The organism is Noviherbaspirillum sp. ST9 (genome assembly GCF_048799745.1).
Classification (GTDB): Bacteria; Pseudomonadota; Gammaproteobacteria; order Burkholderiales; family Burkholderiaceae_D; genus Noviherbaspirillum.
On the sequence record NZ_JBLWFR010000008.1, the window covers coordinates 41,286 to 62,409 of the forward strand.

Sequence of the window (21,124 nt, forward strand, 5' to 3'; positions counted from 1 at the left end):
GGCGCTGCAATGAGGTTAGCTTATGGGGAGGCAGCGAAGGCTTTCCCGATCATCGGCATTCCTCCCATCCATTCGGCGCATGAACCACTTGTAGACGCCGCCTCTTTCGATGAATTGACCGGCCTGCCGAACAGGAAGTCACTCTGGCCCCTGCTTGAAGACGCAATCAATCGCATCCCCGCCGACAAACAAGTACTCGCCCTCCTTGTCGTTGACGTCGACCACTTCAGTTTCATCAACACAAGCATAGGCTACGACCGCGCCGACAAGCTGCTGCAACTGCTTGCGCAACGGCTGGACTGCAGCGTCAGGGATCATGGCGTTGTTGCGCGACACGGGGTTGATGAATTTGCCGTCGTACTGTCCGGTATCCCGCACGCGCGGGAAGTGTCTGCCGCGGCGGAGCGGATAGCCCGCGCCGTTGCAGGACCATTCACGATCGACGGTGTTAACGTGCGAATCACCTGCAGCATCGGCATTTCGCTATATCCGCAGGATGGCGGTGACACTGCCACGCTTGTGCGCAACGCCAACCTCGCACTCCACCGCGCCAAGGACATCGGCCGCAACAACCTGCAATTCTTTGCACGGGAACTGAACGAGCGTGTCGTCGAACGCGCACGACTGGACATTGCGTTGCGCTCCGCAGTCGAGAACCATGAAATGCACATGCATTACCAGCCGATTGCCGACTTGCAAACGGGGAAACTTGCAGGACTGGAGGCCCTGGCACGATGGAAAAGCCGCGAACTCGGGGACGTTTCCCCGGACCGCTTCATCGCCGTCGCCGAGGAATGCGGCCTGATCGAGCAGCTCGGGGAGTGGGCGATCCGGTGCGCCTGCCAGGATATTCGCTACTGGCTCGATCATGGGTACGGGGTCCCGCGGGTAGCGGTCAACGTATCGCCCAGGCAGTTTCGCGATCCTTCGCTTGCCACCATCGTCAGCAATGCGATGAGCGAATTCGGAATCAGTGCCGACATGCTCTGTCTTGAAGTCACGGAGAACGTCCTCATGCAGGACACGCCGGCATGCGAAGCCACGCTGGCGCGCCTGGCGGCAATCGGCATTGACCTGGTGCTGGATGATTTCGGCACTGGCTATTCATCGCTCGGTTACTTGAAACGGTATGCGTTCAGGAAGGTGAAGATCGACCGTTCGTTTATCGAAAACATTGTCACGGACAGCGACGATGCGGCGATTGCCCGGACGGTCATCTCGATGGCGCACTCGCTTGGCATACGCGTCGTGGCGGAAGGGGTGGAGACCGAGGAGCAGTGCGAATTTTTGATGAAGAACATGTGTGACGAAATCCAGGGCTTCCTGTATGCACCGCCACTGGCGCCTGATGCGTTGCGCGAATTCCTGCGGGAAGGGCGTGCCCTCCCTGGACGTCTCCTGCGCCAGGCCCGACCGTCGCGCACGCTGCTCCTGGTCGATGACGAGACAAATATCGTCGCCGCACTCAAGCGCCTGCTTCGTCCTGCCAACTGCACCATCCTGACCGCCAATAGCGGCAGGGAGGGACTGGAAATCATGTCACGTCATCCCGTCGATGTGATCGTGTCCGACCAGCGCATGCCCGAGATGACGGGTGTGGAATTCCTGCGGCGGGCAAAAGAACTGTCTCCGGATACGATCCGTATCGTGCTGTCGGGGTATACCGAGCTGCAGTCGGTTACCGACGCCGTGAACGAAGGCGCCATCTACAAATTCCTCACGAAGCCATGGGACGACTGCCAGCTGCGCGCGCACATCGACGAGGCCTTCCGCCGGAAGGAAATGGCGGACGAGAACCGCAGGCTCGACCTGGAAGTACGCACCGCGAATTTCGACCTCGCCGTCGCCAACCGCCGCCTGGAAGAAATCACGCAGCAGCAGCAACAGCAGATCCGGCGCGACGAAGTCAGCCTCCATGTCGTGCGGGAAGCACTGCATCACGTTGCCCTGCCAGTCATCGGGCTGGATGAAGACGATTACATCGCCTTCGTGAATGTTGCCGCGCAAGGGCTACTGTGCGGCAGCGGAACACTGCTGGGATGTGATGCCAGGGACGTCATGCCTGAACTGCTTGCAGCGGTGGGATCCTTGGGCCAAGGCAATTCCGGGACCCTGGACTTGAAGGGCGCGACATATTGCGTGAACTGCCATCGCATGGGCCAAGGCTCGGAAGCACGAGGCATCCTCGTGACATTAACCAGGGAACCGTCATGATCAATCGATGCAAGCAGGTGCCGTTGGACGGCGCGCAGTCAGGCATGGTGCTGGCAGAGGCCGTTCTGGACAGTCAACGCAGCGTATTGCTGCCGGAGGCGACAGTGCTGAGCGATTCCATGCTGCGTTCGCTCGAGCGTCGCGGGGTCAAGCATGTCCTTGTCGTGGACAACGAAATTCCGCGCGAGGAATGGGACGCGGCATGTCGGCGCATGGAAGACCGTCTGGCCCGCCTGTTCCGGCGGTGCACAGGAAAAGGGGCATCCGACACATTGAGGCAATACATCACGGAATACAGGACCGGGAGCGGAACATGACCCGGCTCTCGCCCGACGATATCGCAAAAGGCATCCGCCACCTGCCATCGCTCCCCATCGTGGTGCTCGACGTGCTCAAGAGCTTCGAGCAGCCGGAAGCCAGCGTCGGGGAACTGGCCGACAAGGTGGCCAGGGACCAGGCGCTCGCGGCGAAGACGCTGCGCATCGCCAATTCCTCGTTCTACGGACTGTCGCGCAAGGTGACGACCATCCAGCAGGCAATCACGATCCTTGGCTTCGACAGCGTCCGTGCGCTGATCGCCGCGGCTGCGGTGACCGACGTCTTCTCAAGCGGCAGGCAAGGCGGATTCGATTTCAAGGCTTTCTGGCGGCACGCCATCGGCACCGGGCTATGGGCAAAGATGCTGGCGCGGCAGTTGAAGCTCAACCAGGATTACGCCTTTGTCTGCGGCCTCCTGCACGACATCGGCCGGCTGGTGCTGGTGACGCGGTTTCCGGAGCAGTACGCCGCGGCGATGCGGTACCGCACGCAGAAAGATTGCTATGTCATCGAGGCCGAGCGCGCGGTGCTCGAGATGGACCACGCGGCAGTCGGCAGGGCATTGGCGGATTACTGGAAGTTCCCCGTGATCATGCAGAAGGCGATCGCGGACCACCATGAACCGCAGGGCGAAGACCTCCGCGACGTTCCTGCTGTCGTGCACATTGCTGAGGCCACGGTGCATGCGCTCGACATGGCGCAGGATGACGACGATCTCGTCCCGGTGGTTTCCGAAGACGCCTGGAAAAGCCTGGGGCTGGAAGCGTGTGAATTCCGCGGGATGTGCCGCGATGCTGAAGCCGAATTTGAAGAAGCTTGCCAGATTCTTGTCGTGTGAGGGCAACTTGCCATGAACGATCTGACTGATTCGCTAGCGGGAATGCCGGAGTGCGCCAATTGCGAGTGGCGACGGAAAGCGGACGCCTTGCCGATCTCCGAGTTCTTCGACGGCTCACCCGTGCCTGCTTTCGCCATCGACGCCAATCACGTCGTTACCCAATGGAACAAGGCGTGTGAAAAGATCACCGGCATGTCCGCGGCGTCAATGGTCGGCACCAGCAACCACTCTCTGGCATTTTACGAGCACAGTCGTCCACTGCTGGCGGACCTCATCGCGTCCGGGAAGGCGGACGACGCCGTCGAGCGTTATTACGCGGGAAAGGTCAAGCGTTCCACGCTGATCCCGGGCACGTATGAGGTCGAGGACTTCTTTCCCCAGCTTGGAGAAAGCGGACGCTGGCTGTATTTTTCGGCGGCCCCCTTGCGCGACGAAAGCGGACGCATCGCCGGCGCCATCGAGGTGCTGCAGGACGTGACCAAGCGAAAATTTGCAGAGACCGACTTGTATAACGTGCAGGCGAAACTGGAGGAACTGGTCGAGCGGCGCACGTCGCAGCTTGCGCAGGCCAACGAGCGGCTGGAAGAAGACATCCGCAGGCGGGAGTCGATCGAGGCCGAGCTTTTGCGCAGAAATACCGAGCTGACCGAACTCAATGAAAAGCTGAGCCAGGCGCAGGCGCAACTCCTCCAGTCCGAGAAGATGGCGTCCATCGGCCAGCTTGCTGCGGGCGTCGCACACGAGATCAACAACCCGATCGGTTATATCTTCTCGAATTTCGGCACGCTGGAAAGCTACATGGTCAAGGTCTTCGAGATGCTGAAGGCGTATGGCGAGGCCGAGCGCGCCATTGCATCGCCTGATGTGCTTGCGGCGGTCAAGGCCGAGCGCGACCGCATCGAACTGGACTACCTGAAGGAGGATATTCCCGCGCTGATGAACGAATCCCGGGAGGGCATCGTGCGCGTACGCAAGATCGTGCAGGACCTGAAGGATTTTTCGCGCGTCGACGTGGACCAGAGCTGGCAGTGGGCGAACATCCACCGCGGCATTGACTCGACCCTGAACATCGTCAACAACGAGGTGAAGTACAAAGCCGATGTGGTCAAGGAATACGGCGTGATTCCCGATGTGGAGTGCCTGCCCTCGCAAATCAACCAGGTCATCATGAACCTTGTCGTGAACGCCGCCCAGGCCATGACCGACAAGCGCGGCACGATCACGATCAGGACAGGAATCCTGGACGACAACGTCTGGATTGCGGTGGCTGACACCGGCTCCGGCATACCCAGCGCGATCCTGCCACGCATTTTCGACCCCTTTTACACGACCAAGCCGGTCGGGACCGGCACCGGACTTGGATTGTCACTGTCTTACGGCATCGTCCAGAAACATGGCGGCAGGATTGATGTCGAATCGGAAGTGGGGCGGGGCACGACGTTCCGGATCACGCTGCCTGTCCGTCACAGCACGACGGCGACCAGCAAGGAAGGTACACCATGACACACACGGCTGTTCTTTCCGATGCAGCATTGAACCCCGGGCCGCGCATCCTGTGCGTGGATGACGAGCCGAACATCCTGGCGTCGCTGCGCCGCCTGTTCCGTACCCAGGGCTACCAGGTGATTACCGCGGAAAGCGGGAAGGAGGGGCTCGAGAAGCTGGAGACCGAACCGGTGGACATCGTCATCTCCGACATGCGCATGCCCGAGATGGACGGCGCGCGTTTTCTGGAGCATGTGCGTGAAGCACGGCCGGATACCTTGCGGCTGCTGCTCACCGGCTACGCGGACATCCAGTCCATCCTCGACGCCATCAACCGCGGCGAGATCTATCGATACATCACCAAGCCCTGGGACGACAATGACATCCTGCTGATCGTGCGGCACGCCTTCGAGCGCAAGGCGCTGGAGCAGGAAAAGCAGCGCCTGGAAGCGCTGACCCGCCGTCAGAACCAGGAGTTGAAGGCGCTCAATGCCAGCCTTGAGGCGACCGTCCAGGAACGCACCGCCGAGCTGAAACGCGCCCACGATACGCTGCTGGCAACCAACGAAAAGCTGAAAGCCAGCTTCCTTACTTCGATCAAGGTGTTCTCGGGCATGACCGAGATGCGCAGCAAGAATCTTGCCGGCCATTCTCGTCGCGTGGCAGACACGGCGCGCCGCCTTGCCGTCAAGATGCGCCTGGAGCCGCATGAGGTGCAGGAAGTGTTCGTGGCTGGCTTGCTGCACAACATAGGCAAGATCGGATTCCCCGACGAGATGCTGTCCATGCCGGTCAGCATGATGAAAGGCGACATGCTCGGGATGTATCGCAAGCACCCGCAACTCGGCGAACAACTGCTGACTGCGCTCGAGGATTTGAGGGGCACCGCCAGGATACTGCGTGCGCAGATGGAACGCTTCGACGGTGAAGGCCTCCCCGATCACGTGGCAGGACTGGCGATTCCGATCGGCGCGCGCATCCTCGCGCTGGCCAGCGATTTCGACAATCTGCAGATCGGAACCCTGACACAGCGCCGCCTGCGGCCTGACGAAGCGGTGACCCTGATCCTGCAGAACAGCGGCAAGCGTTACGATCCGCAGGTCGTCAAGGCGTTCGCCGAGATCATTAACGGCGGCCAGGAAGACGTGGCGAAGGAAATCCAGCTTACCGCGGGCGAGCTGCAGTCGGGTATGGTGTTGTCGCGGGACCTGTTCACCAACGACGGCCTGCTTCTCCTGCCGGCCGACCACGTCCTTGATCACCGGCTCATCCAGCAGATCATGGGCTATGACGTCGCCGACGAAGGGCGGCTGAAGATTTACGTGCGTACGGACAGGAGGGCGGCATGAGGCGCTTATTGTTGATCGACGACGAAAGCCACGTCTTGCAGGCGTTGCATCGTGCCCTGCGTCAAAGCTTCGCCGGCGAGGAGCTGGTGATTGAAGTCTTCACGGACCCGGAGCAGGCCCTCCTGCGCAGTGGCGAAGCGGAGTTCGATGTCGTGGTCTCCGACTACCGCATGCCGAGCATGAACGGCATCGATTTCCTGAAGATGATCAAGCACATGCAGCCGGACGCGATCAGGCTGGTGCTCAGTGCGTCGACGGAGTTCGAGACCGTCATGCAGGCCATCAATCAGGCAGAAGTGTTCCGGTATATCCCGAAGCCCTGGCATAGCGACGAGCTGTCGGCGACGCTGGCCGCTGCCTTCGTGCGTCACGACGAGCTGATGGAAGATCGCCGGCTCGCGGCCCTTCTTCGTCCGGAGGAAGGGGAATTGACCCCTCAGGAACTGGAGGCGAGGCGGCTGGAAGCCGAAGAGCCGGGGATCACCAGGGTCAATTGGGGGGAAGACGGATCGGTGCAGCTCGATTGAACCCGAGATCCGGAATGGGGAGGGGGCGTGCCTTGATCTTGCGCAACGTGTAAATTTCCATACGGATCATAGACATAGGAACGCTGCGTCCTGTTTATCCACAGGGTTGACCACAGCAAATGTGGAGAACTCCCGCCCTGGAAAACGTCCGCGGACGCGGGTGCTGTCGGCGCAACGCTGTCACCGGATAAGGAAGATGTCCTTGATGCCCGTCCTTTGTTGCAGGTAGATCTTCAATAATCTTGATCCCGGATTGCTTTTTCCTAATTTCAACTTTCGGTTGCGTCGCCATGCGGTAGCATTTTGACTGGCGATCGTGCGCACTGCGCGGCCGCCGCACGACTCCACTTTCCCGCCTGCCAGTACCCTTCTGGGGAAATGCCCATGAAATACCGACGCATTGCAGCACTGTTCCTGGCATTGGCTACACAGTGCACGTTTGCACAGACCACGCCCGATGAACAGCAACGCCGTCTCGCGGAGCAGAAACTCAAGCTCGTCGAGATGCTGATCAACTCACCCAAGGCTCAGGCCAGCGGCGCAAGCGGCGACAGCGAAACCGTCGCCCTCGTCGAGCGCGGCAAGACCTTGCTTGCGCAGGCGCGCGAAGCACTCGCCGCGCAACGGCACGCGGATGCCGCGAGAGCCCTCGACGAAGCGCTGCAGAGCGTCTCCAAGGCCAATAGCCGCAATGCCGGCGGCCTGTCCGACAGCGTGCAGAAGCAGCGCCTGCAGGAAATGTCCGAGCAGGTAGCGACCTATCGCACCTCGCTTGCCGCGCTGGTGAAGGAAAAGGCCGCGTCGTCGGCCAAGCAGACGCTGGACCGCGTGGACACCCTCACCGAAGAAAGCCGCAAGCTCGCCGCTGCCGGCCACCTCGGCGAAGCGAACAAGAAGATGGCCGAAGCCTACAAGCTCGAAGTCGAAGAGGTCTCGCGTTTGCGCGCAGGACAGGAAGTGGTGCTGTCGTTGAAGTTCGACACGCCTGCGGACGAATACGCTTACGAGCAGAAGCGCTACCAGTCGAATGAAATCCTGGTCGGCATGATGATTGGCGAAGGCCGCGCGGAAGGCGACCGGCGCCGCCTCGTCGACGGTTTCCTGAAGGAGGCCGCAACGCTCAAGGAAGAGGCGGTAGCGCTCGCCGGCGCCAACCGCCACAAGGACGCCGTCACCGTCATGGAAAAGGCCACCGTCCAGCTCAATCGCGCGCTGCAGTCCATGGGCGTGCCGGTGTTCTAGGGGATAACGATGAAATCACTTACTCGCCTTTGGCTGGCGCTCGCGCTGATGCTCGCGGCGCACGCCGCCCATGCCGTCGACGCCACGGCGGTCAACGTCGCCGGCGAGCAGCGCATGCTCTCGCAACGGATCGTCAAGGCATGGTGCCAGTTCAACCTCAACGTCCAGAAAGACCTGTCGCGCGCGCAGCTCGCAGAATCGATGCGTCGCTTCGACAGCAATCTTTCCACGCTGCAGGCATCGGCCGATTCTCCCGAGATTACGACTGCGCTTGCCGGACTACGGGCTGCATGGACGCCGCTGCGTGCCACGGTGCAGGGCGAGTCCCGTGTACCGGACGCGGCGCAACTTGACGCGCGGGCGGAGGACGTCCTCATGGCGGCCGAACGCCTCACGCGTGTCATGCAGGACAAGTCATCCGCGCCCGTCAGCCGCTGGACCAACCTCGCCGGCCGGCAGCGCATGCTTTCGCAGCGCCTGGTCAAGATTTACATGCTGCGCCAGATGGGGGTGGAGAGTGCCGCCTTGCGCGAGGAGAGCGAGCATGTCCAGAACGAATTCGCTGGTGCACTGGCCGCCATGCGGGTAAATGCACCCACGCCGGCGCTCAAGGCCGAGCTCGACAAGCTGGCGCTGCAGTGGGAATGGCTGCAAGCCGTGCTCGCCACCGAAGGCGCCGACTCCTTCCGTCTCATCATGGCCGAGGGCGGTGAAGCCGTTCTGCAGCTTGCCGACCAGGTCACGCGGCTCTACGAACAGTCCGCACGCTAAACCGATTACCAGGAGATTCCATGTCCATCGACCGTCGCCGCTTCCTGCTGGCCGCTTCCGCGCTCGGCGTTTCCTCGGCGCTTCCCGGTACGCTCCTGGCCGCGCCTGCCCGCAATGAGAAGCGGGTGGACCTGACCGCATCCGCCTTCGCCGCTGCGCTCGACCCGACAACGCCTACGCCCACCGGCGTGTGGAGTTTCAACGAGCAATTTCCTGGCCCCGCGCTGCGTTTCCGCCGCGAAGACAAGGTGCACTTCGCCTTCCAGAACGACCTGCCGCAGGACAGCGCCGTCCATTGGCACGGCATCCGCGTGCCCAATGCGATGGACGGTGTGCCGCATGTGACGCAGGATCCCGTCGCCCCCGGAGACGCGTTCGACTATCGCTTCGAGTTCAAGGATTCCGGCACCTTCTGGTACCACCCGCATCAATCCAGTTTCGAGCAGGTACCGCGCGGACTGTACGGTGCGCTGATCGTCGAGGAAGACAAGCCGCCGGTCGTCGACCGCGATGAAGTGTGGGTGCTTTCCGATATCAAGCTCGACGACCAGCGGCAGCAGGTGGAAGACTTCGGACGCATTCTCGATATCGCGAACGAAGGGCGCCTCGGCAACCAGGTGCTGGTCAACGGGCAATTTGCGGGAAGCGGCAGGAAGGTCGCGGTGCGCGCCGGTGAACGCCTGCGCCTGCGCCTCGTCAATGCCGCTTCCGCGCGCTTTTTCCGTCTCGCCTTCGAAGGGCACCAGGCGCGCGTCATCGCCTACGATGGACAGGGCACCACCCCGCACACCCTGCCGGCCGATGGATTGCCGCTCGGTCCCGGGATGCGCGTGGACCTGATCATTGACTGCATGGGCAAGCCTGGCCAGAACTTCGCGATCCGCGACCTGGGGCGTCCACCCCTTGCGCCGGCCTACGACCTCGGCACGCTGGCCTATGGCGACGAACGTCCCGTGCGGAACAAGCCGCTGTCGTCACCCATCGCGTTGGCGCCGAATCGCATCGCCGAACCCAACCTGGGCAAGGCTTCCCAGCACGTGATCATGTTCCAGGGCGGCATGCGCGGACAGCCGGTGATCGGCATGGTCGACGGCAAACCCTCGCGCATCCAGGACATCATGGCAAAGCAGGGTCTGGCCTGGACCATGAATTACCACGCCCAGCACGAGCACGCACTGATGCACGAACCCTTCCTGCACCTGAAGAAGGGCGAAAGCGTGATCCTGCGCATGATCAACGACACCGCATTCGACCACCCGATGCACTTGCACGGGCATTTCTTCCGCGTGCTGGCAGTCAACGGCAAGGCGAATCCGCGCCGCGAATGGCGTGACACTGCCATCATGGGACCGCGCCAGACCGTTGACGTGGCCTTCGTCGCCGACAACCCGGGCGAGTGGATGTACCACTGCCATATCCTTGATCATGCCGCTGGCGGGATGATGGGGACGATTGCGGTGGAGTAGGGTAGAAGGAAGGACGCGTGACTCCGACGCCCTGAGTGCCAAAGAAAAACCCGCATTCCATCCAGGTCTGCGGGTTTTTTTCTGCACTGTCGCCGCTTATCGGCGCAAAGCTAGCTCTGTGGCTTATTTGACGTGATTGCCAATGCTTTGTCGAGTTCACGCTCAAGGTACTCGATGGCTTCGAGACTTTCTTTCGCGATTTCGCGTACGTGAAGCGGCTCGTCGTCCTGCTTTGCGAGCGTGCGGAGGTCGGCTTTGATCTGGTTGATGTTCATTGCGTTATTTTAGCGAAAACCCTGCAAGGTGCCTTCATGGGCTCCAGAAAACAAAAAGCCCAGTCCGGGGACTGGGCTTTTTGCTTGAATCTTGGGGTGGCCGATGGGACTCGAACCCACGACGACAGGAATCACAATCCTGATTTAAATCTATTTCTTGCCGTTGATTAACGCGCTGAAATTCCATGTAACCCAATAAAAACAATCGGTTACGCTTTTTTAGTCCTAACGTTGAGTTGATGAAAGTTGATTGTTATACTCAGAGCCGGGTTACATGGCGGTTACATGGGTTGCGTGAGGCGTACAATCAATGTCAAAAGTGAAATTTACGGCAGGGCGGGTTGAGGGCTTCCGAAGTGAGGCAGGCAAGAGCCAGTCCTTCCTTTGGGACACCGATGCCCCCGGTTTGGGGCTTCGGGCAACTTCCAGCAATGCCAAGTCCTACATCTTCCAAGCAAAGCTAAATGGGCAGGCAATCCGAATTACTATTGGCGACCCCAAGACATGGAGCATTGACGATGCCAGAGCCGAGGCCCGCCGCCTCAAAGTCATCATTGACGGTGGAAAAGACCCACGCCAAGTGAAGGCTGATGCTTTGGCTGCAGAACAATTCGTTCGTGAAGCCAAAGCCGCCGAAGCTGCTGCCCGAGATTTTCAAGCGAAACGCGAAACCGTAACCTTGGGGATGGCGTGGCTGGTCTACATCGAAGCGCGCCGTAAGAAGTGGGGCACATGGACCCTCAGGGACCATGAAAACGTAGTGCGCCGGGGCGGTGAGCCGAAAAAGCGAGGGAAGGGGCTAACCGAGCCGGGGCCTCTTGCGTCGCTTCTGGATGTAAAGCTGTCCGACCTTTCCGGCAAGCGCATCGGGGAATGGCTGGCCGCCGAAGCGGGAAAGCGCCCCACTCAAGCCGCCCTTGCTTTCCGTTTGTTATCTGTTTTCGTCAACTGGTGCGAGTCTCAAGGGGACTACGCCGGATTGGTTCCGGCTGGAGCGTGTAAAGCATCACAGGTACGGGATGAAATGCCGAGCAAGAACGCAAAGCAGGACGACAGCCTGCAACGGGAACAATTGGCCCTATGGTTTAGAGCCGTGGGCGAAATGGGAAACCCAGTGCAATCGGCCTACCTGCAAACTTTGCTTCTAACTGGTGCTCGCCGTCGCGAGCTAGCCGCCCTGCGATGGGAGGATGTGGACTTTCAATGGTTGAAGATGACAATCCGCGACAAGGTGGAAGGGGAGCGCACCATTCCCCTGACGCCTTACGTAGCGCATCTCCTGCTGGCGCTAAAAGCGAAAAACGATGCGCAGCCGACCGTGCGATGGTTGCGGACCTTGGAGAAGCGCAATGAAACATGGAAGCCTTCTGAATGGGTATTTTCAAGCAAGTTAGCCGCAAACGGGCAATTAGTGGACCCGACGCCAGGCCATAAGCGGGCACTAAAAGCGGCCGGGCTGCCTGACGTTACCTTGCATGGGCTACGCCGGTCCTTTGGCACGCTGGCCGAGTGGACCGAAGCGCCAGCCGGTGTCGTTGCTCAAATCATGGGACATAAGCCCAGTGCCATCGCCGAGAAGCATTACCGAAACCGCCCGATTGACCTGCTGCGCATGTGGCACGTGAAAATTGAGGGGTGGATTTTGGAACAGGCAGGAATCGAATTTAAGCCCGAGGAAAAAGGCTTGAAGGTTGTCGCAGCCTGATTGGCTCAGACGAACAGAACGGCTAGCCGAGCTACAAGCAAATTCTTTAACGCACTGGCTGCTCACCTTTTGCAGCAATGTTTACTTTCGAGGGGAGCATGATTACAACTTTCCCGTCCGAACTTCAACAAGGCCTCGATGAACTTCGGAGCTTGCATTTCCATATTCCACACCTTATCCGTGCCGCGGAAATGCTGTTACCTGAGCAAGACGGTTTTGAAGAACTGAGGTCGGTGCTGGCCGCTGCACATCGCTTTAGTCTGCAAGCAAGTGCCGTTGCTCAGACAATCGAGAATGAGGTCCCGGACGAGTTGAAGAGCGTCACACTAAGTTTTCAAATGAAGGAATAGCCTCTTTAAAGCACCAGGCCATGTCCACTGGGAGAAACGGGCGGGCGCTTTTTTCCACCTGGTCTACGTATCTATATTGAAGGGCTTACGTCGAAGGGAGTGAAATGCAGGAGAAATCGGCATCATTAATTGGATTCTCGGAATTCGTACGTCTCTGCAATGCCAGCACGGAAAGTGATTTCTGTCCTTGGGCGAAATTGAAGGAGGATGGTGTTTATATTGTTAAACCGGATGAAAGTGCGTCACTTACTCCTGGAGAACTTGCTGCTCTTACCGAGCATCCGCTAAAAGACCTAACGAAACCGGTCCTCTCCTTTCCATGCACACTGGAACAGCTAATTGCAGCGATGGACGCTATTGGAATGGCTGGCTGCATATGCGAGGAGGAATTAGAGCGCTTCCAAGCAGAGGGGGCATCATTGGAACACGCTACCGTAATGTCGGCGGCTCAATTTGAAAAATCGACGAAAAATAACTGGGATGAACACAACTTGCGCCGGCTTCTGGACGAGTCAAGGGAATCGGGTATGACCCACAAAAAACTAGCCGAAAAATATGGTGTATCAAGACAGCAAATCGGAACGCAATTGAAAAAAGCTAAAGATTTTTTTGGAGCAAGAAAGGCGACTCCGTTTGAGGCACTGAACCACCGAAGTCGCAAGAAATAAGGTTGCATCGCCTGCTTGCCTAAATCAGCCTAAAACCCGCATGAAATAAAGGTTTGCTGGTTGCGGCAACCAGTTGCGATGGTTGCTATGCGTAATTTTCGCATCGTCATTTTTCAATGAAAGGAAACGACGATGCAAACGCTTCATCAGTACCGCCAAGCTCTCAATACTGCGGAGGCCGCGAAAGCACTCAACCGGGCGCCGCAAACATTGCGTAAATGGGCCTGTCTCGAAAATGGCCCCATCCGCCCCATCCGCATTAATGGCCGTCTCGCCTGGCCGTTGGATGAAATTGCCCGCCTGCTGAACGGGGGCAAATAATGAAAAAGTCCGACCGCCGCCAAGCTAAATCGGACCTTTTCGAGAATGCAGACACCAAGGAAAATTCTACTACGCCCGTCAAATTCTCGGGAACCGAAAACCCTCGCTACCTCCGTGCCATTCATGCCCTGCGCGTTCGTCCTGTGCCGCGCGAACAGTTGGACCGCGTTGCCGGATGCAGTAACGGCCCCGCTCTGATTGCCGAGCTGCGAGCCTTGGGACTCGGCAAAGCAGGTTTGCCCTGCACTATGGTGCCCGACCGCGACCGTGACGGGTGCGCAATCCGCCGTGGCGTCTATTCCTTGTCCGTCACTGGCCGCCGTGCCGTCAATGCCTGGCTGCGCAAGCGCAAAGGTGGGGCGTAATGATGACCGACCGTGAACGCGCCGCCGCTGCCTTATTTCATCTTGACCCTGGTTGTACGCGAGAAGAATGGGTAAAGGCAGGGATGGCCGCGAAAGCTGCCGGGCTGTCATTCGATGATTTCCACAAATGGAGTGCATCGGCTGGCAACTATGCGGGGGAGCATGACTGTATGGCGGTGTGGAAGTCGTTTAAAAAGAGCGGACCGGTCACAGCACGTTCTCTTTATGCAATGGCCTCCGCACGAGACTGGCAAGACCCGACAAAGCGCCGGCAGCCCGCGAATGGGAACGGGGCAAGCGGCTCTCCTTCCGCGACAAGGAAGGCACCGACAAGGGTCGTCAGACACGCTAAGAGCGCAGAGGCTACCGAAGTGTGGGAACGCTGCACACCGGCACCACCGACGCATGGTTATATCCTCCGCAAGCAGGGGAGTGCCGAGGGCGTACGCGTGTATCCGCATGACGCGCCACTACTGGTTATCCAGGGTCAGAACGTGGCCGGGTTCCTAGTGGTGCCATGCCGTGACTTGGACGGCAATCTGCATACCTTGCAATTCATACCGGAGAAGGGCGGCAAGCTGAACCTGGCCGGCGCTAGCTTTGGGAATGGCTGCTTCGTGGTGGGTGAGATTGCGGAATCAGGCCCCTTGTTCATTGTGGAGGGCGTCGGGCAAGCATGGGCTGCATGGAAGGCGACCGGTCGCGCCGCTGCGGTATGTTTTGGTGCCCCTCGCATGGCCACCGTTGCCGATGCCTTGCGTGAAAGGTATTCCGCTGCCCGCTTGGTAGTCTTGCCAGACCGGGGAATGGAAACCCAAGCGGCAGCAATTGCCCTAACGATTAACGGGGAATGGTGCGAACTGCCCGGCGACAAGCCCGGCAACTACGATGCAAACGATTTCATGCTTGAGCACGGCGCCGAAGCGCTGGCACACCTGTTAGAACGTACCAAGACCTCGCCCAAGCCAGAACCGCGCTTCAAGCTCCTGGGTAGCTTCGACCTTCGCGTATTGCAGCCGCTGGGCTGGCGGGTTCAGGGCGTTTTTCCCCCCGAAGGTCTGGCCGGGCTGTATGGCCCAAGTGCGTCCGGCAAATCGTTCCTTTGTTTAGATATGGCCGCTGCCATTGCTGAAGGCAACCGCTGGTTCGACTGCCGCGTGGAGGCGACGCCGGTGGTATACGCAGTCTTGGAAGGCGAGGCAGGGTTCCGGCAGCGCGTGGCCGCATGGGAGGCGCATAACCGGCGCAAATTGCCCGATGACTTACGTATGGTGATGCAACCGTTCAAGCTGACCGAGCACGCCGACGTACGAGACTTGGCAGCCGTGGTGCCTGCTGGTGCTGCAATTTTTATCGATACATTGAACCGTGCTGCGCCGACTGCCGACGAGAACAGTAGTCGTGACATGGGCCAGATTCTGGAGGCAGCTAAGCATTTGCAAGCCTTGACCCGCGGGTTGGTTGTGCTGGTCCACCATACCGGTAAGGACTCCACCAAGGGACTGAGGGGCCACAGTTCGTTGTTCGCTGCCTTGGATGCCGCCATCGAGGTCTGCCGGGACGGTGAGCGCCGGGAATGGAGAGTAGCGAAATCCAAGGATGGGAGGGACGGGCACGCCCACCCGTTCAAGTTGCAGGTTGAAACGCTTGGCATCGACGAGTACGGCGACATCATTACATCATGCGTAGTGGTGCCCGATACTGCCGCCGAGGACGTAAAGCGGGTAAGGCTGCCCCAGGGGGGCAATCAAAAACTAGTGCTAGATGCATTGCGCCCTTTGTTCAAGAAAGATGGCAAGACCGGCAAGCCGGGCGCGCCGCCGCTAGTGCCTTGCATTGAGCTCGAAGGCGCGATTGCATCAGCATCGAAGCATCTAACCTGCGAAACATTCCGCCGCGCTACACGCGCCAAGGAAGCAATCACTGGGCTTATTTCCCGCGGCGTGATTGGTTGCAATGAAGGGTGGATATGGCTGGTGCAATAACCGAAAACATCCGGTTTCCTCGTTTTTGGTTGTTTCCGGTAACCGAAAACATCCTCTCCCCCTATAAGGGGAGGATGTATTCGGCGGTTAGCTGATGGGCTGTTACGAAAGGCTTTCCGGTAACGAGCAACAGTCAATGTGGGACAACGACAAGTCCGAAGAAATCGAGCTAAATGAGGTGATAAAGGCCGTTGATACTTCTTGGCCGGCAGATAAATATAAAAGAGCTATCTGCATGATGTCTCGACTGGTCCTGCTCGGCTTCGCAGGTTCTAAAAGTTCGCTGGGCAAGTTGAAGGGAGGGCCTTACGGGCGTGGCGAATTGCCATTAGCAGAAATTGGTCCGCAAAGTCCGCATAACTCCGCACCCTGCAAAGGACCATTCTTGGCGCCCCGGTGTCAAGTGCGCAGATTGTCCGCAGCAGAGCAGGGGCAATTAAGTAGCGTATTTCGGCATGGCGCCGTTTATCCCATGCCAACAAACGGCAATGACTTCAAGGTTTGTGTACAGGTTTGAACTCTAATGAATGCAGGAGATAAGAGCAATTAGTTCGCACTAAAGTACGCACCAAAACGTCGACAAGAAATGAAAGCCACCGCCGGCTTAACTGGAGAAGGCCAAGAGTCATTGTAGCCTTCGACATCGGACTGCCACTTAGCACTCCACAGCCATTTCAAGCCAGCCTCACTTTTTCACTGTAGCGTGCAGCTTTAGAGATAAGACAATTTGTCCTTACTCACACCATGCTACTTGACGTCCACGGTTCTTAAGCGCTTTAGAGAAAGCGAGTTAAGGGACTATGCAGTTGAAACATTACACAGCGCTGTCCCTGCCTTCGTCTTGACCCGATACAAAGGGGACATTTCCCCGATGAGTAGCAGGACAAGAGTTTGATATTCCAAGTTCTTTTTGCCACACTTGGCTTCCAAAACCATCACAGGAAATCGATATGAGCACCTTTTTGCTTCCAGCCGCTCGAAAGCAAATCGTTAACGCACTCCGTGAGGCACAGGTATCGTGGACGGATACAATGCTACGGGAGGTCTTCGAGGAACCCTCGGCTATTGCAAACCTTGAGTTGTTCGTCGATGCTCAGGTAGAAGCGATTGCACAGTGGCTTGCGGCACACCCGAACGGCGCGGTGCTTCTAGAAACGTTCGCATTGAGTCTTCTAGACGAGGCAGCGAGGAGCAGTCGTGCCAAATAATGAGATGGCAGGAAGTGCAGATACTCCTGGCACGTGATTTGGAAAATTAAAAGACGTCCGGTGATATTGGTTCGAGAGCGTCATAGAACAACGTTGTCATGTCAATAATCGAAACGTCGAGATGAAATATTAGGCCTTGTGCAAAGCGCAAATCAATGATGACCCGAGAACGTTCTCAGAACGAGCCAAGTGAAGTTATTTCAGCTGTTGCGGAGGCCCAAGCCGATTGGCTGGACCGCATCACTAGCGAAAACCTCAAATGGCCCTACACGCACGAAGAAGTTTCTTGGATTCTCGAAGGTCAAGCACGCGGAACGATTCAATTCTTACAAAAGCGATGGAATCGGAATGCAATGCTTCGCAGCGTCGCACTTTTGATCCTAAGCGAGCTCGACGATGAACTTTCCGAAGAGGAGGAGTTATTCCTTGAGCGGATGGGCATTGACTCGTCGGAAGTGTTCAACGCTAAAGGGATGAAGCCGCGGAAAGCATGGCAGGACGCAATGTATCGGGTTGGTGCGAAGGTCGCGCTAAATGCTGGCATTTGCAGTAGCGGACATCGACTGAAGTGGCATTCCGGCCACTGCGCTCAATGTCGTACTGAAAACCCGGCATACAGCGCCCGCCACAAGGCGAGCGGAGAAGTGTACATCGCCTACTCGCGTAGGGGACGGCTGGTAAAGGTGGGTTTTTCGCAAAGCTCGTCCAGACGAATTACCGAACTTTGCAGTGGGAAGCACGGAGGGTTTGACGATTGGGAAATCAAACATGCAGTGGCATGTCCCGCCGCCGGCAACGTTGAGTGCAAAGCGCAGCGCCTTTTGAGCAAGTACCGTGTACCTCGTCTTTATATTAAAGACGTGGGTATCGTAAAAACCAGGGAAACGTTTTCGTGCAGTCTTGCCCAAGCCCGAGATGCTCTGGAGAAGGCGTGTAATGAAGAGCAGTAGTCAGGTGACAGCGCGCATGGGCAGAACATAGTGAGTAAAAATAGGCCCATTCTGTCAAAATGACTGTTTCCTGGCGCCTTGGCCGCGACTGAGGTACTAGATACTCATGAGTCCGCCGCTTGCGACTACACAAAGAATGCAGCTCAGATTCATCGGGCGCGTCTTCGGCGCGCTTTTCGTCGTAGTGTTAATTAGCTTTGCTGTTGGGATGCTTGCTGGTCCGCTTTGGGGCTTGGGAACTCTCTTGTTCTTGATGTTCGCTCTTCGTTTTAAGGAATGGAAATAGATGGAGTTTCCATTTGGTGGGTGGATGCCCGAAACGGGAAATCCGGGAAAAAGCGGGAAGTCACTCCTTGCCCGGCGAAGGCTTTAAATAGCTTACGAGGCTCTGCCAAGGCACTCGAAATGACTATGGGCAGTTGGCGTTAGAACTCAAGCGTCAATACGACCGAGTAACACTCGGGACAACCAAAAGCATTAAAGCGGCATGTTACCAACCGCCGCATTAACTTACAGGAGTGTACTCAATACCGTTTTGAATACCGACCAGCGTTGCCTTATAGTTCTCGGGACTCTCTGAAAAGTTAATAAGTAGTTGTGAGCGTGACAGGCCATTTTCCAAGGCATTTACCTGATAAGCATATCCATCACTATCGGGAGCACGATGTAAAACATTGGCGTAGAGCTGGTTGACAAAAGAGCCATTGGACAAAGCCGCGCCGTACTTGGTCTTGAACTCGGGCGAGTCAATGAAGTTCTGTGCGACTTGCTGAAGTGTCAGACCTGAGTCAAGTGCGTTTATTTGAAACCCTAATCCGCCCTTGTCGGGGGGGCGGTTAAATGACGCCTGGTATAAGCGATACGCTTGACCGGCTACTCCATCTACATCGAAAGCAAGGCTTTTGTCGGCAAACTGAAGGCGTTCCACATCGTGCAGATAATCGGTCCCATCTCGACCGCTTGACGAGTCTGATACAACGGTACCCTTTACGAGAGCTCCATCTGGCTTTCGATAATCCCGCAGTCCATCGCTGAATGTCACTTTGTATTCGCTATACCTTCCTTGATATGTTGCTACGTCGTTTCCTGGACCCCCAAAGAACACGTCTGGCTTCGAATAGTCTGAGCGTCCTGTAAAACGATCATTGCCGGTAAGTCCTTGCACAAGGTCGGGACCGTCGGAGCCATAAAACGTGTCATGTCCAGTGAGCAGAGGTGGGAGGTTTGTGTCTTCAGTTCTTATTGATTCTGGAATGCTTGCATTAAGTACACCGTTCCGGTATCCATTGAACGATGTCAATACAATGTAGTTGCCGGCATCTAGATAGGTCGGTCCGCTACCTGGGTACGTTACGAAGTTCAAATCGCGGTCAAAGACAGCTGCCCTTGCGCTGTCACCACTGGCAATAAGAAAGAGATTTCCACCACTCTTTATATTCAACGCATAAAAGTTTACATAGCTACTAGCTTGATAGCTTCCGCTAGAAAGGTCGCGTAAGGAGTCGAAAGCTAATTGCGATGGAATATAGACATTCATCACGCCATTGGTAGGGCTGCTATATTTGGCGTGTACGTTATACGTTCCAGCCTCAAGGAACAGTGGCGTTCCAGTCGTGGTTCGGCTGACATACTGCATATTGCTATCGTAAATAGCGGAAGTCCCATTGTCTCCAGACACTTCAATGAAGACGTTGCTGCCTTGCCGAAGATTTAGCGTGTAAAAATGATCATATGTGCTTGCGCGGTAGGTGCCAGTTGTTAGATCCACACATTCTCCCAAAGATGCGCTATCGCTCTCGCTTATTAGCAAGCTAGAAATTATGTCAAAAGATTGGGCCTTCAGTAACCATCGCAGAGCATACTAGTAGTCAACTAGAACCAGCGAGTAAGATTGGCTTCTAGGTCGGTTTGGGTCGAAATCCTGAGTTGCAGGATGGCCTGTCTGCTCGTGTTGAAGTCCCGTTTCGGCTATTCAATCCCTTATCTCATCCTATTTAACGGATTAGGTAATTACGTGAGTTGCCCGTCCAGATTTTAGACAGCAGGGATATATTCAAACCCGTTCTGAATGACGCCAATGAGTGAGGCTTGGTTCTCCGGTGACTCAGAAAAACCAACGAGGGTTTGAGCGCGGGACATACCGTTAGCCAAGTTCTTGACGTGATAATCGAGTCCGTTTGCATCAGGCCCGCGATGGAGCACATTTGCGTAGAGCTGCGTGACAAACTGCATGTCATTGAGACTTCCGTAGGTCTGGCTGAACTCGGGACTATTAATGAAGTTCTGAGCGATTTGTGTAAGAGTAGCGCCATTATCGAGGTCATTCATATGAAAACCAAGGCCGCCCTTATCCGGGGTGCGATTGAACGCGGCCTGGTACAACCTGTAGGCTTGTCCACCAGAGCCAGAGATGTCTAAGGCAACCGTCGCGTCCACGAATTTGATTCGCTCGACGCTCGTCAAGGTATCGGTGCCGGTCGCGCCGGTGGCATCCGTTAGCCTTATCGAGTTGCCGGAGCGGGTGATTGTCACATTGCTACGCGAGGTATTGAGCACCACAGTATCGATGCCGTCGCCTCCATTGATTGAATCGTTACCGGCTCCACCCGTTATAACGTCATTGCCGTTATAACCTACCAATACGTCCGCGTATGCAGAGCCGGTTATCTGGTCATTTCCAGCCAGGACATCGTAGATCAGCACGCCTGACGAACCCGAGTTGATGTATTTGGCCGCAAGGTTTGCATCGTAGGTGAACCCATTAGCCGTATAGGTCAGTCCTGTAGCTGTGTTGATGTACCGCGTCCCGGTAAGGACGCCGAAAACGTCGGTGGCGCTATAGTTGAAGCTGCCGTAATAGTCTTGGCGCTGTGATCCTGACGCTACAGTCAGTTGGGATGTAGTATTTGTGATAATCGAGCCATAGAAGGTTGTGTTATCACTCATGTTCACGCCGGCTTGACTCGCCGCAGCGGTAAATACTGTCACTGTTGGTCCTTATTGATTGTCTTGGGCAATTGATCACCATACTGCAATGTCATGAGTGGGGGAATCTCATGTTTATGGGGGGGATGCAGCATCAAACAT

Annotated in this window: 20 protein-coding genes; 17 read left to right on the forward strand and 3 right to left on the reverse strand. The window is 57.1% G+C overall.

Going from position 1 to position 21,124, the window contains the following annotated elements:
* Positions 1-9 precede the first annotated feature (9 nt).
* The 9 genes from ACNOHI_RS18780 (at position 10) to ACNOHI_RS18820 (ending at position 10,210) form a co-directional block, all read left to right on the forward strand.
* On the forward strand, positions 10-2,214 hold the full coding sequence (locus ACNOHI_RS18780; RefSeq protein WP_420476228.1) for an EAL domain-containing protein: 2,205 nt from the start codon (positions 10-12) through the stop codon (positions 2,212-2,214).
* Entirely contained in the window at positions 2,211-2,531 is a 321-nt protein-coding gene (locus ACNOHI_RS18785) for a hypothetical protein (protein WP_420476229.1), read from the forward strand. The genes ACNOHI_RS18780 and ACNOHI_RS18785 overlap by 4 nt, the downstream gene beginning before the upstream one ends.
* Positions 2,528-3,370, forward strand: coding sequence for an HDOD domain-containing protein (locus ACNOHI_RS18790; protein WP_420476230.1), 843 nt, complete (start codon positions 2,528-2,530; stop codon positions 3,368-3,370). The genes ACNOHI_RS18785 and ACNOHI_RS18790 overlap by 4 nt, the downstream gene beginning before the upstream one ends.
* Positions 3,371-3,382: 12 nt before the next feature.
* Positions 3,383-4,873, forward strand: a complete 1,491-nt coding sequence (locus ACNOHI_RS18795) for an ATP-binding protein (protein ID WP_420476231.1) — start codon at positions 3,383-3,385, stop codon at positions 4,871-4,873.
* Positions 4,870-6,204: an HD domain-containing phosphohydrolase gene (locus tag ACNOHI_RS18800; RefSeq protein ID WP_420476232.1), complete on the forward strand. Its 1,335-nt coding sequence runs from the start codon at positions 4,870-4,872 to the stop codon at positions 6,202-6,204. The genes ACNOHI_RS18795 and ACNOHI_RS18800 overlap by 4 nt, the downstream gene beginning before the upstream one ends.
* Positions 6,201-6,731, forward strand: a complete 531-nt coding sequence (locus ACNOHI_RS18805; RefSeq protein ID WP_420476233.1) for a response regulator — start codon at positions 6,201-6,203, stop codon at positions 6,729-6,731. Before ACNOHI_RS18800 ends, ACNOHI_RS18805 begins: the two co-directional genes overlap by 4 nt.
* Before the next feature lie 384 nt (positions 6,732-7,115).
* The gene (locus tag ACNOHI_RS18810) at positions 7,116-7,973 is read left to right on the forward strand and encodes a hypothetical protein (protein WP_420476234.1); all 858 of its coding nucleotides are present in this window, start codon (positions 7,116-7,118) and stop codon (positions 7,971-7,973) included.
* Positions 7,974-7,982: 9 nt separating this feature from the next.
* Positions 7,983-8,744: a type IV pili methyl-accepting chemotaxis transducer N-terminal domain-containing protein gene (locus ACNOHI_RS18815; RefSeq protein ID WP_420476235.1), complete on the forward strand. Its 762-nt coding sequence runs from the start codon at positions 7,983-7,985 to the stop codon at positions 8,742-8,744.
* A 20-nt stretch (positions 8,745-8,764) separates the two neighbouring features.
* A complete protein-coding gene (locus ACNOHI_RS18820; RefSeq protein WP_420476236.1) occupies positions 8,765-10,210 on the forward strand; it encodes a multicopper oxidase family protein in 1,446 nt (481 codons plus the stop codon).
* A gap of 110 nt (positions 10,211-10,320) precedes the next feature.
* On the opposite strand, the gene ACNOHI_RS18825 is transcribed toward ACNOHI_RS18820, so the two are convergent.
* The gene (locus ACNOHI_RS18825; protein ID WP_420476237.1) at positions 10,321-10,485 is read right to left on the reverse strand and encodes a hypothetical protein; all 165 of its coding nucleotides are present in this window, start codon (positions 10,483-10,485) and stop codon (positions 10,321-10,323) included.
* A gap of 310 nt (positions 10,486-10,795) precedes the next feature.
* Between ACNOHI_RS18825 and ACNOHI_RS18830 the strand changes: the two genes are divergently transcribed.
* From ACNOHI_RS18830 to ACNOHI_RS18865, 8 genes are all read left to right on the forward strand, one after another.
* Positions 10,796-12,190, forward strand: coding sequence for a tyrosine-type recombinase/integrase (locus tag ACNOHI_RS18830; protein ID WP_420476238.1), 1,395 nt, complete (start codon positions 10,796-10,798; stop codon positions 12,188-12,190).
* Between the two features lie 98 nt (positions 12,191-12,288).
* Positions 12,289-12,540: a hypothetical protein gene (locus ACNOHI_RS18835; RefSeq protein WP_420476239.1), complete on the forward strand. Its 252-nt coding sequence runs from the start codon at positions 12,289-12,291 to the stop codon at positions 12,538-12,540.
* 104 nt (positions 12,541-12,644) lie between these two features.
* Positions 12,645-13,208 carry a hypothetical protein gene (locus ACNOHI_RS18840; RefSeq protein WP_420476240.1) on the forward strand — a complete coding sequence of 188 codons (564 nt, stop codon included), beginning with the start codon at positions 12,645-12,647 and terminating at the stop codon, positions 13,206-13,208.
* A gap of 132 nt (positions 13,209-13,340) precedes the next feature.
* Entirely contained in the window at positions 13,341-13,529 is a 189-nt protein-coding gene (locus tag ACNOHI_RS18845) for a DNA-binding protein (protein WP_420476241.1), read from the forward strand.
* Positions 13,529-13,894, forward strand: coding sequence for a hypothetical protein (locus ACNOHI_RS18850; protein ID WP_420476242.1), 366 nt, complete (start codon positions 13,529-13,531; stop codon positions 13,892-13,894). The genes ACNOHI_RS18845 and ACNOHI_RS18850 overlap by 1 nt, the downstream gene beginning before the upstream one ends.
* Complete coding sequence (locus ACNOHI_RS18855) at positions 13,894-15,879, forward strand: AAA family ATPase (protein WP_420476243.1); 1,986 nt, start codon at positions 13,894-13,896, stop codon at positions 15,877-15,879. The genes ACNOHI_RS18850 and ACNOHI_RS18855 overlap by 1 nt, the downstream gene beginning before the upstream one ends.
* A 136-nt stretch (positions 15,880-16,015) precedes the next feature.
* On the forward strand, positions 16,016-16,396 hold the full coding sequence (locus ACNOHI_RS18860) for a hypothetical protein (RefSeq protein WP_420476244.1): 381 nt from the start codon (positions 16,016-16,018) through the stop codon (positions 16,394-16,396).
* An 846-nt stretch (positions 16,397-17,242) separates the two neighbouring features.
* Positions 17,243-18,037 (forward strand): GIY-YIG nuclease family protein, encoded by a 795-nt coding sequence (locus tag ACNOHI_RS18865; protein WP_420476245.1) that lies wholly within the window; start codon positions 17,243-17,245, stop codon positions 18,035-18,037.
* A 505-nt stretch (positions 18,038-18,542) separates the two neighbouring features.
* Here the strand turns inward: ACNOHI_RS18865 and ACNOHI_RS18870 are convergent.
* Both ACNOHI_RS18870 and ACNOHI_RS18875 read right to left on the reverse strand, forming a co-directional pair.
* The gene (locus tag ACNOHI_RS18870; RefSeq protein ID WP_420476246.1) at positions 18,543-19,805 is read right to left on the reverse strand and encodes a DUF4214 domain-containing protein; all 1,263 of its coding nucleotides are present in this window, start codon (positions 19,803-19,805) and stop codon (positions 18,543-18,545) included.
* Positions 19,806-20,071: 266 nt separating this feature from the next.
* Complete coding sequence (locus ACNOHI_RS18875; protein ID WP_420476247.1) at positions 20,072-21,025, reverse strand: DUF4214 domain-containing protein; 954 nt, start codon at positions 21,023-21,025, stop codon at positions 20,072-20,074.
* Positions 21,026-21,124 lie beyond the last annotated feature (99 nt).

Excerpts from the sequence above, each read along its gene's own strand:
- ACNOHI_RS18780 (WP_420476228.1), top strand. The coding sequence starts at position 10 with ATGAGGTTAGCTTATGGGGAGGCAGCGAAGGCTTTCCCGATCATCGGC.
- ACNOHI_RS18785 (WP_420476229.1), top strand. The coding sequence starts at position 2,211 with ATGATCAATCGATGCAAGCAGGTGCCGTTGGACGGCGCGCAGTCAGGC.
- ACNOHI_RS18790 (WP_420476230.1), top strand. The coding sequence starts at position 2,528 with ATGACCCGGCTCTCGCCCGACGATATCGCAAAAGGCATCCGCCACCTG.
- ACNOHI_RS18795 (WP_420476231.1), top strand. The coding sequence starts at position 3,383 with ATGAACGATCTGACTGATTCGCTAGCGGGAATGCCGGAGTGCGCCAAT.
- ACNOHI_RS18800 (WP_420476232.1), top strand. The coding sequence starts at position 4,870 with ATGACACACACGGCTGTTCTTTCCGATGCAGCATTGAACCCCGGGCCG.
- ACNOHI_RS18805 (WP_420476233.1), top strand. The coding sequence starts at position 6,201 with ATGAGGCGCTTATTGTTGATCGACGACGAAAGCCACGTCTTGCAGGCG.
- ACNOHI_RS18810 (WP_420476234.1), top strand. The coding sequence starts at position 7,116 with ATGAAATACCGACGCATTGCAGCACTGTTCCTGGCATTGGCTACACAG.
- ACNOHI_RS18815 (WP_420476235.1), top strand. The coding sequence starts at position 7,983 with ATGAAATCACTTACTCGCCTTTGGCTGGCGCTCGCGCTGATGCTCGCG.
- ACNOHI_RS18820 (WP_420476236.1), top strand. The coding sequence starts at position 8,765 with ATGTCCATCGACCGTCGCCGCTTCCTGCTGGCCGCTTCCGCGCTCGGC.
- ACNOHI_RS18825 (WP_420476237.1), bottom strand. The coding sequence starts at position 10,485 with ATGAACATCAACCAGATCAAAGCCGACCTCCGCACGCTCGCAAAGCAG.
- ACNOHI_RS18830 (WP_420476238.1), top strand. The coding sequence starts at position 10,796 with ATGTCAAAAGTGAAATTTACGGCAGGGCGGGTTGAGGGCTTCCGAAGT.
- ACNOHI_RS18835 (WP_420476239.1), top strand. The coding sequence starts at position 12,289 with ATGATTACAACTTTCCCGTCCGAACTTCAACAAGGCCTCGATGAACTT.
- ACNOHI_RS18840 (WP_420476240.1), top strand. The coding sequence starts at position 12,645 with ATGCAGGAGAAATCGGCATCATTAATTGGATTCTCGGAATTCGTACGT.
- ACNOHI_RS18845 (WP_420476241.1), top strand. The coding sequence starts at position 13,341 with ATGCAAACGCTTCATCAGTACCGCCAAGCTCTCAATACTGCGGAGGCC.
- ACNOHI_RS18850 (WP_420476242.1), top strand. The coding sequence starts at position 13,529 with ATGAAAAAGTCCGACCGCCGCCAAGCTAAATCGGACCTTTTCGAGAAT.
- ACNOHI_RS18855 (WP_420476243.1), top strand. The coding sequence starts at position 13,894 with ATGATGACCGACCGTGAACGCGCCGCCGCTGCCTTATTTCATCTTGAC.
- ACNOHI_RS18860 (WP_420476244.1), top strand. The coding sequence starts at position 16,016 with ATGTGGGACAACGACAAGTCCGAAGAAATCGAGCTAAATGAGGTGATA.
- ACNOHI_RS18865 (WP_420476245.1), top strand. The coding sequence starts at position 17,243 with ATGATGACCCGAGAACGTTCTCAGAACGAGCCAAGTGAAGTTATTTCA.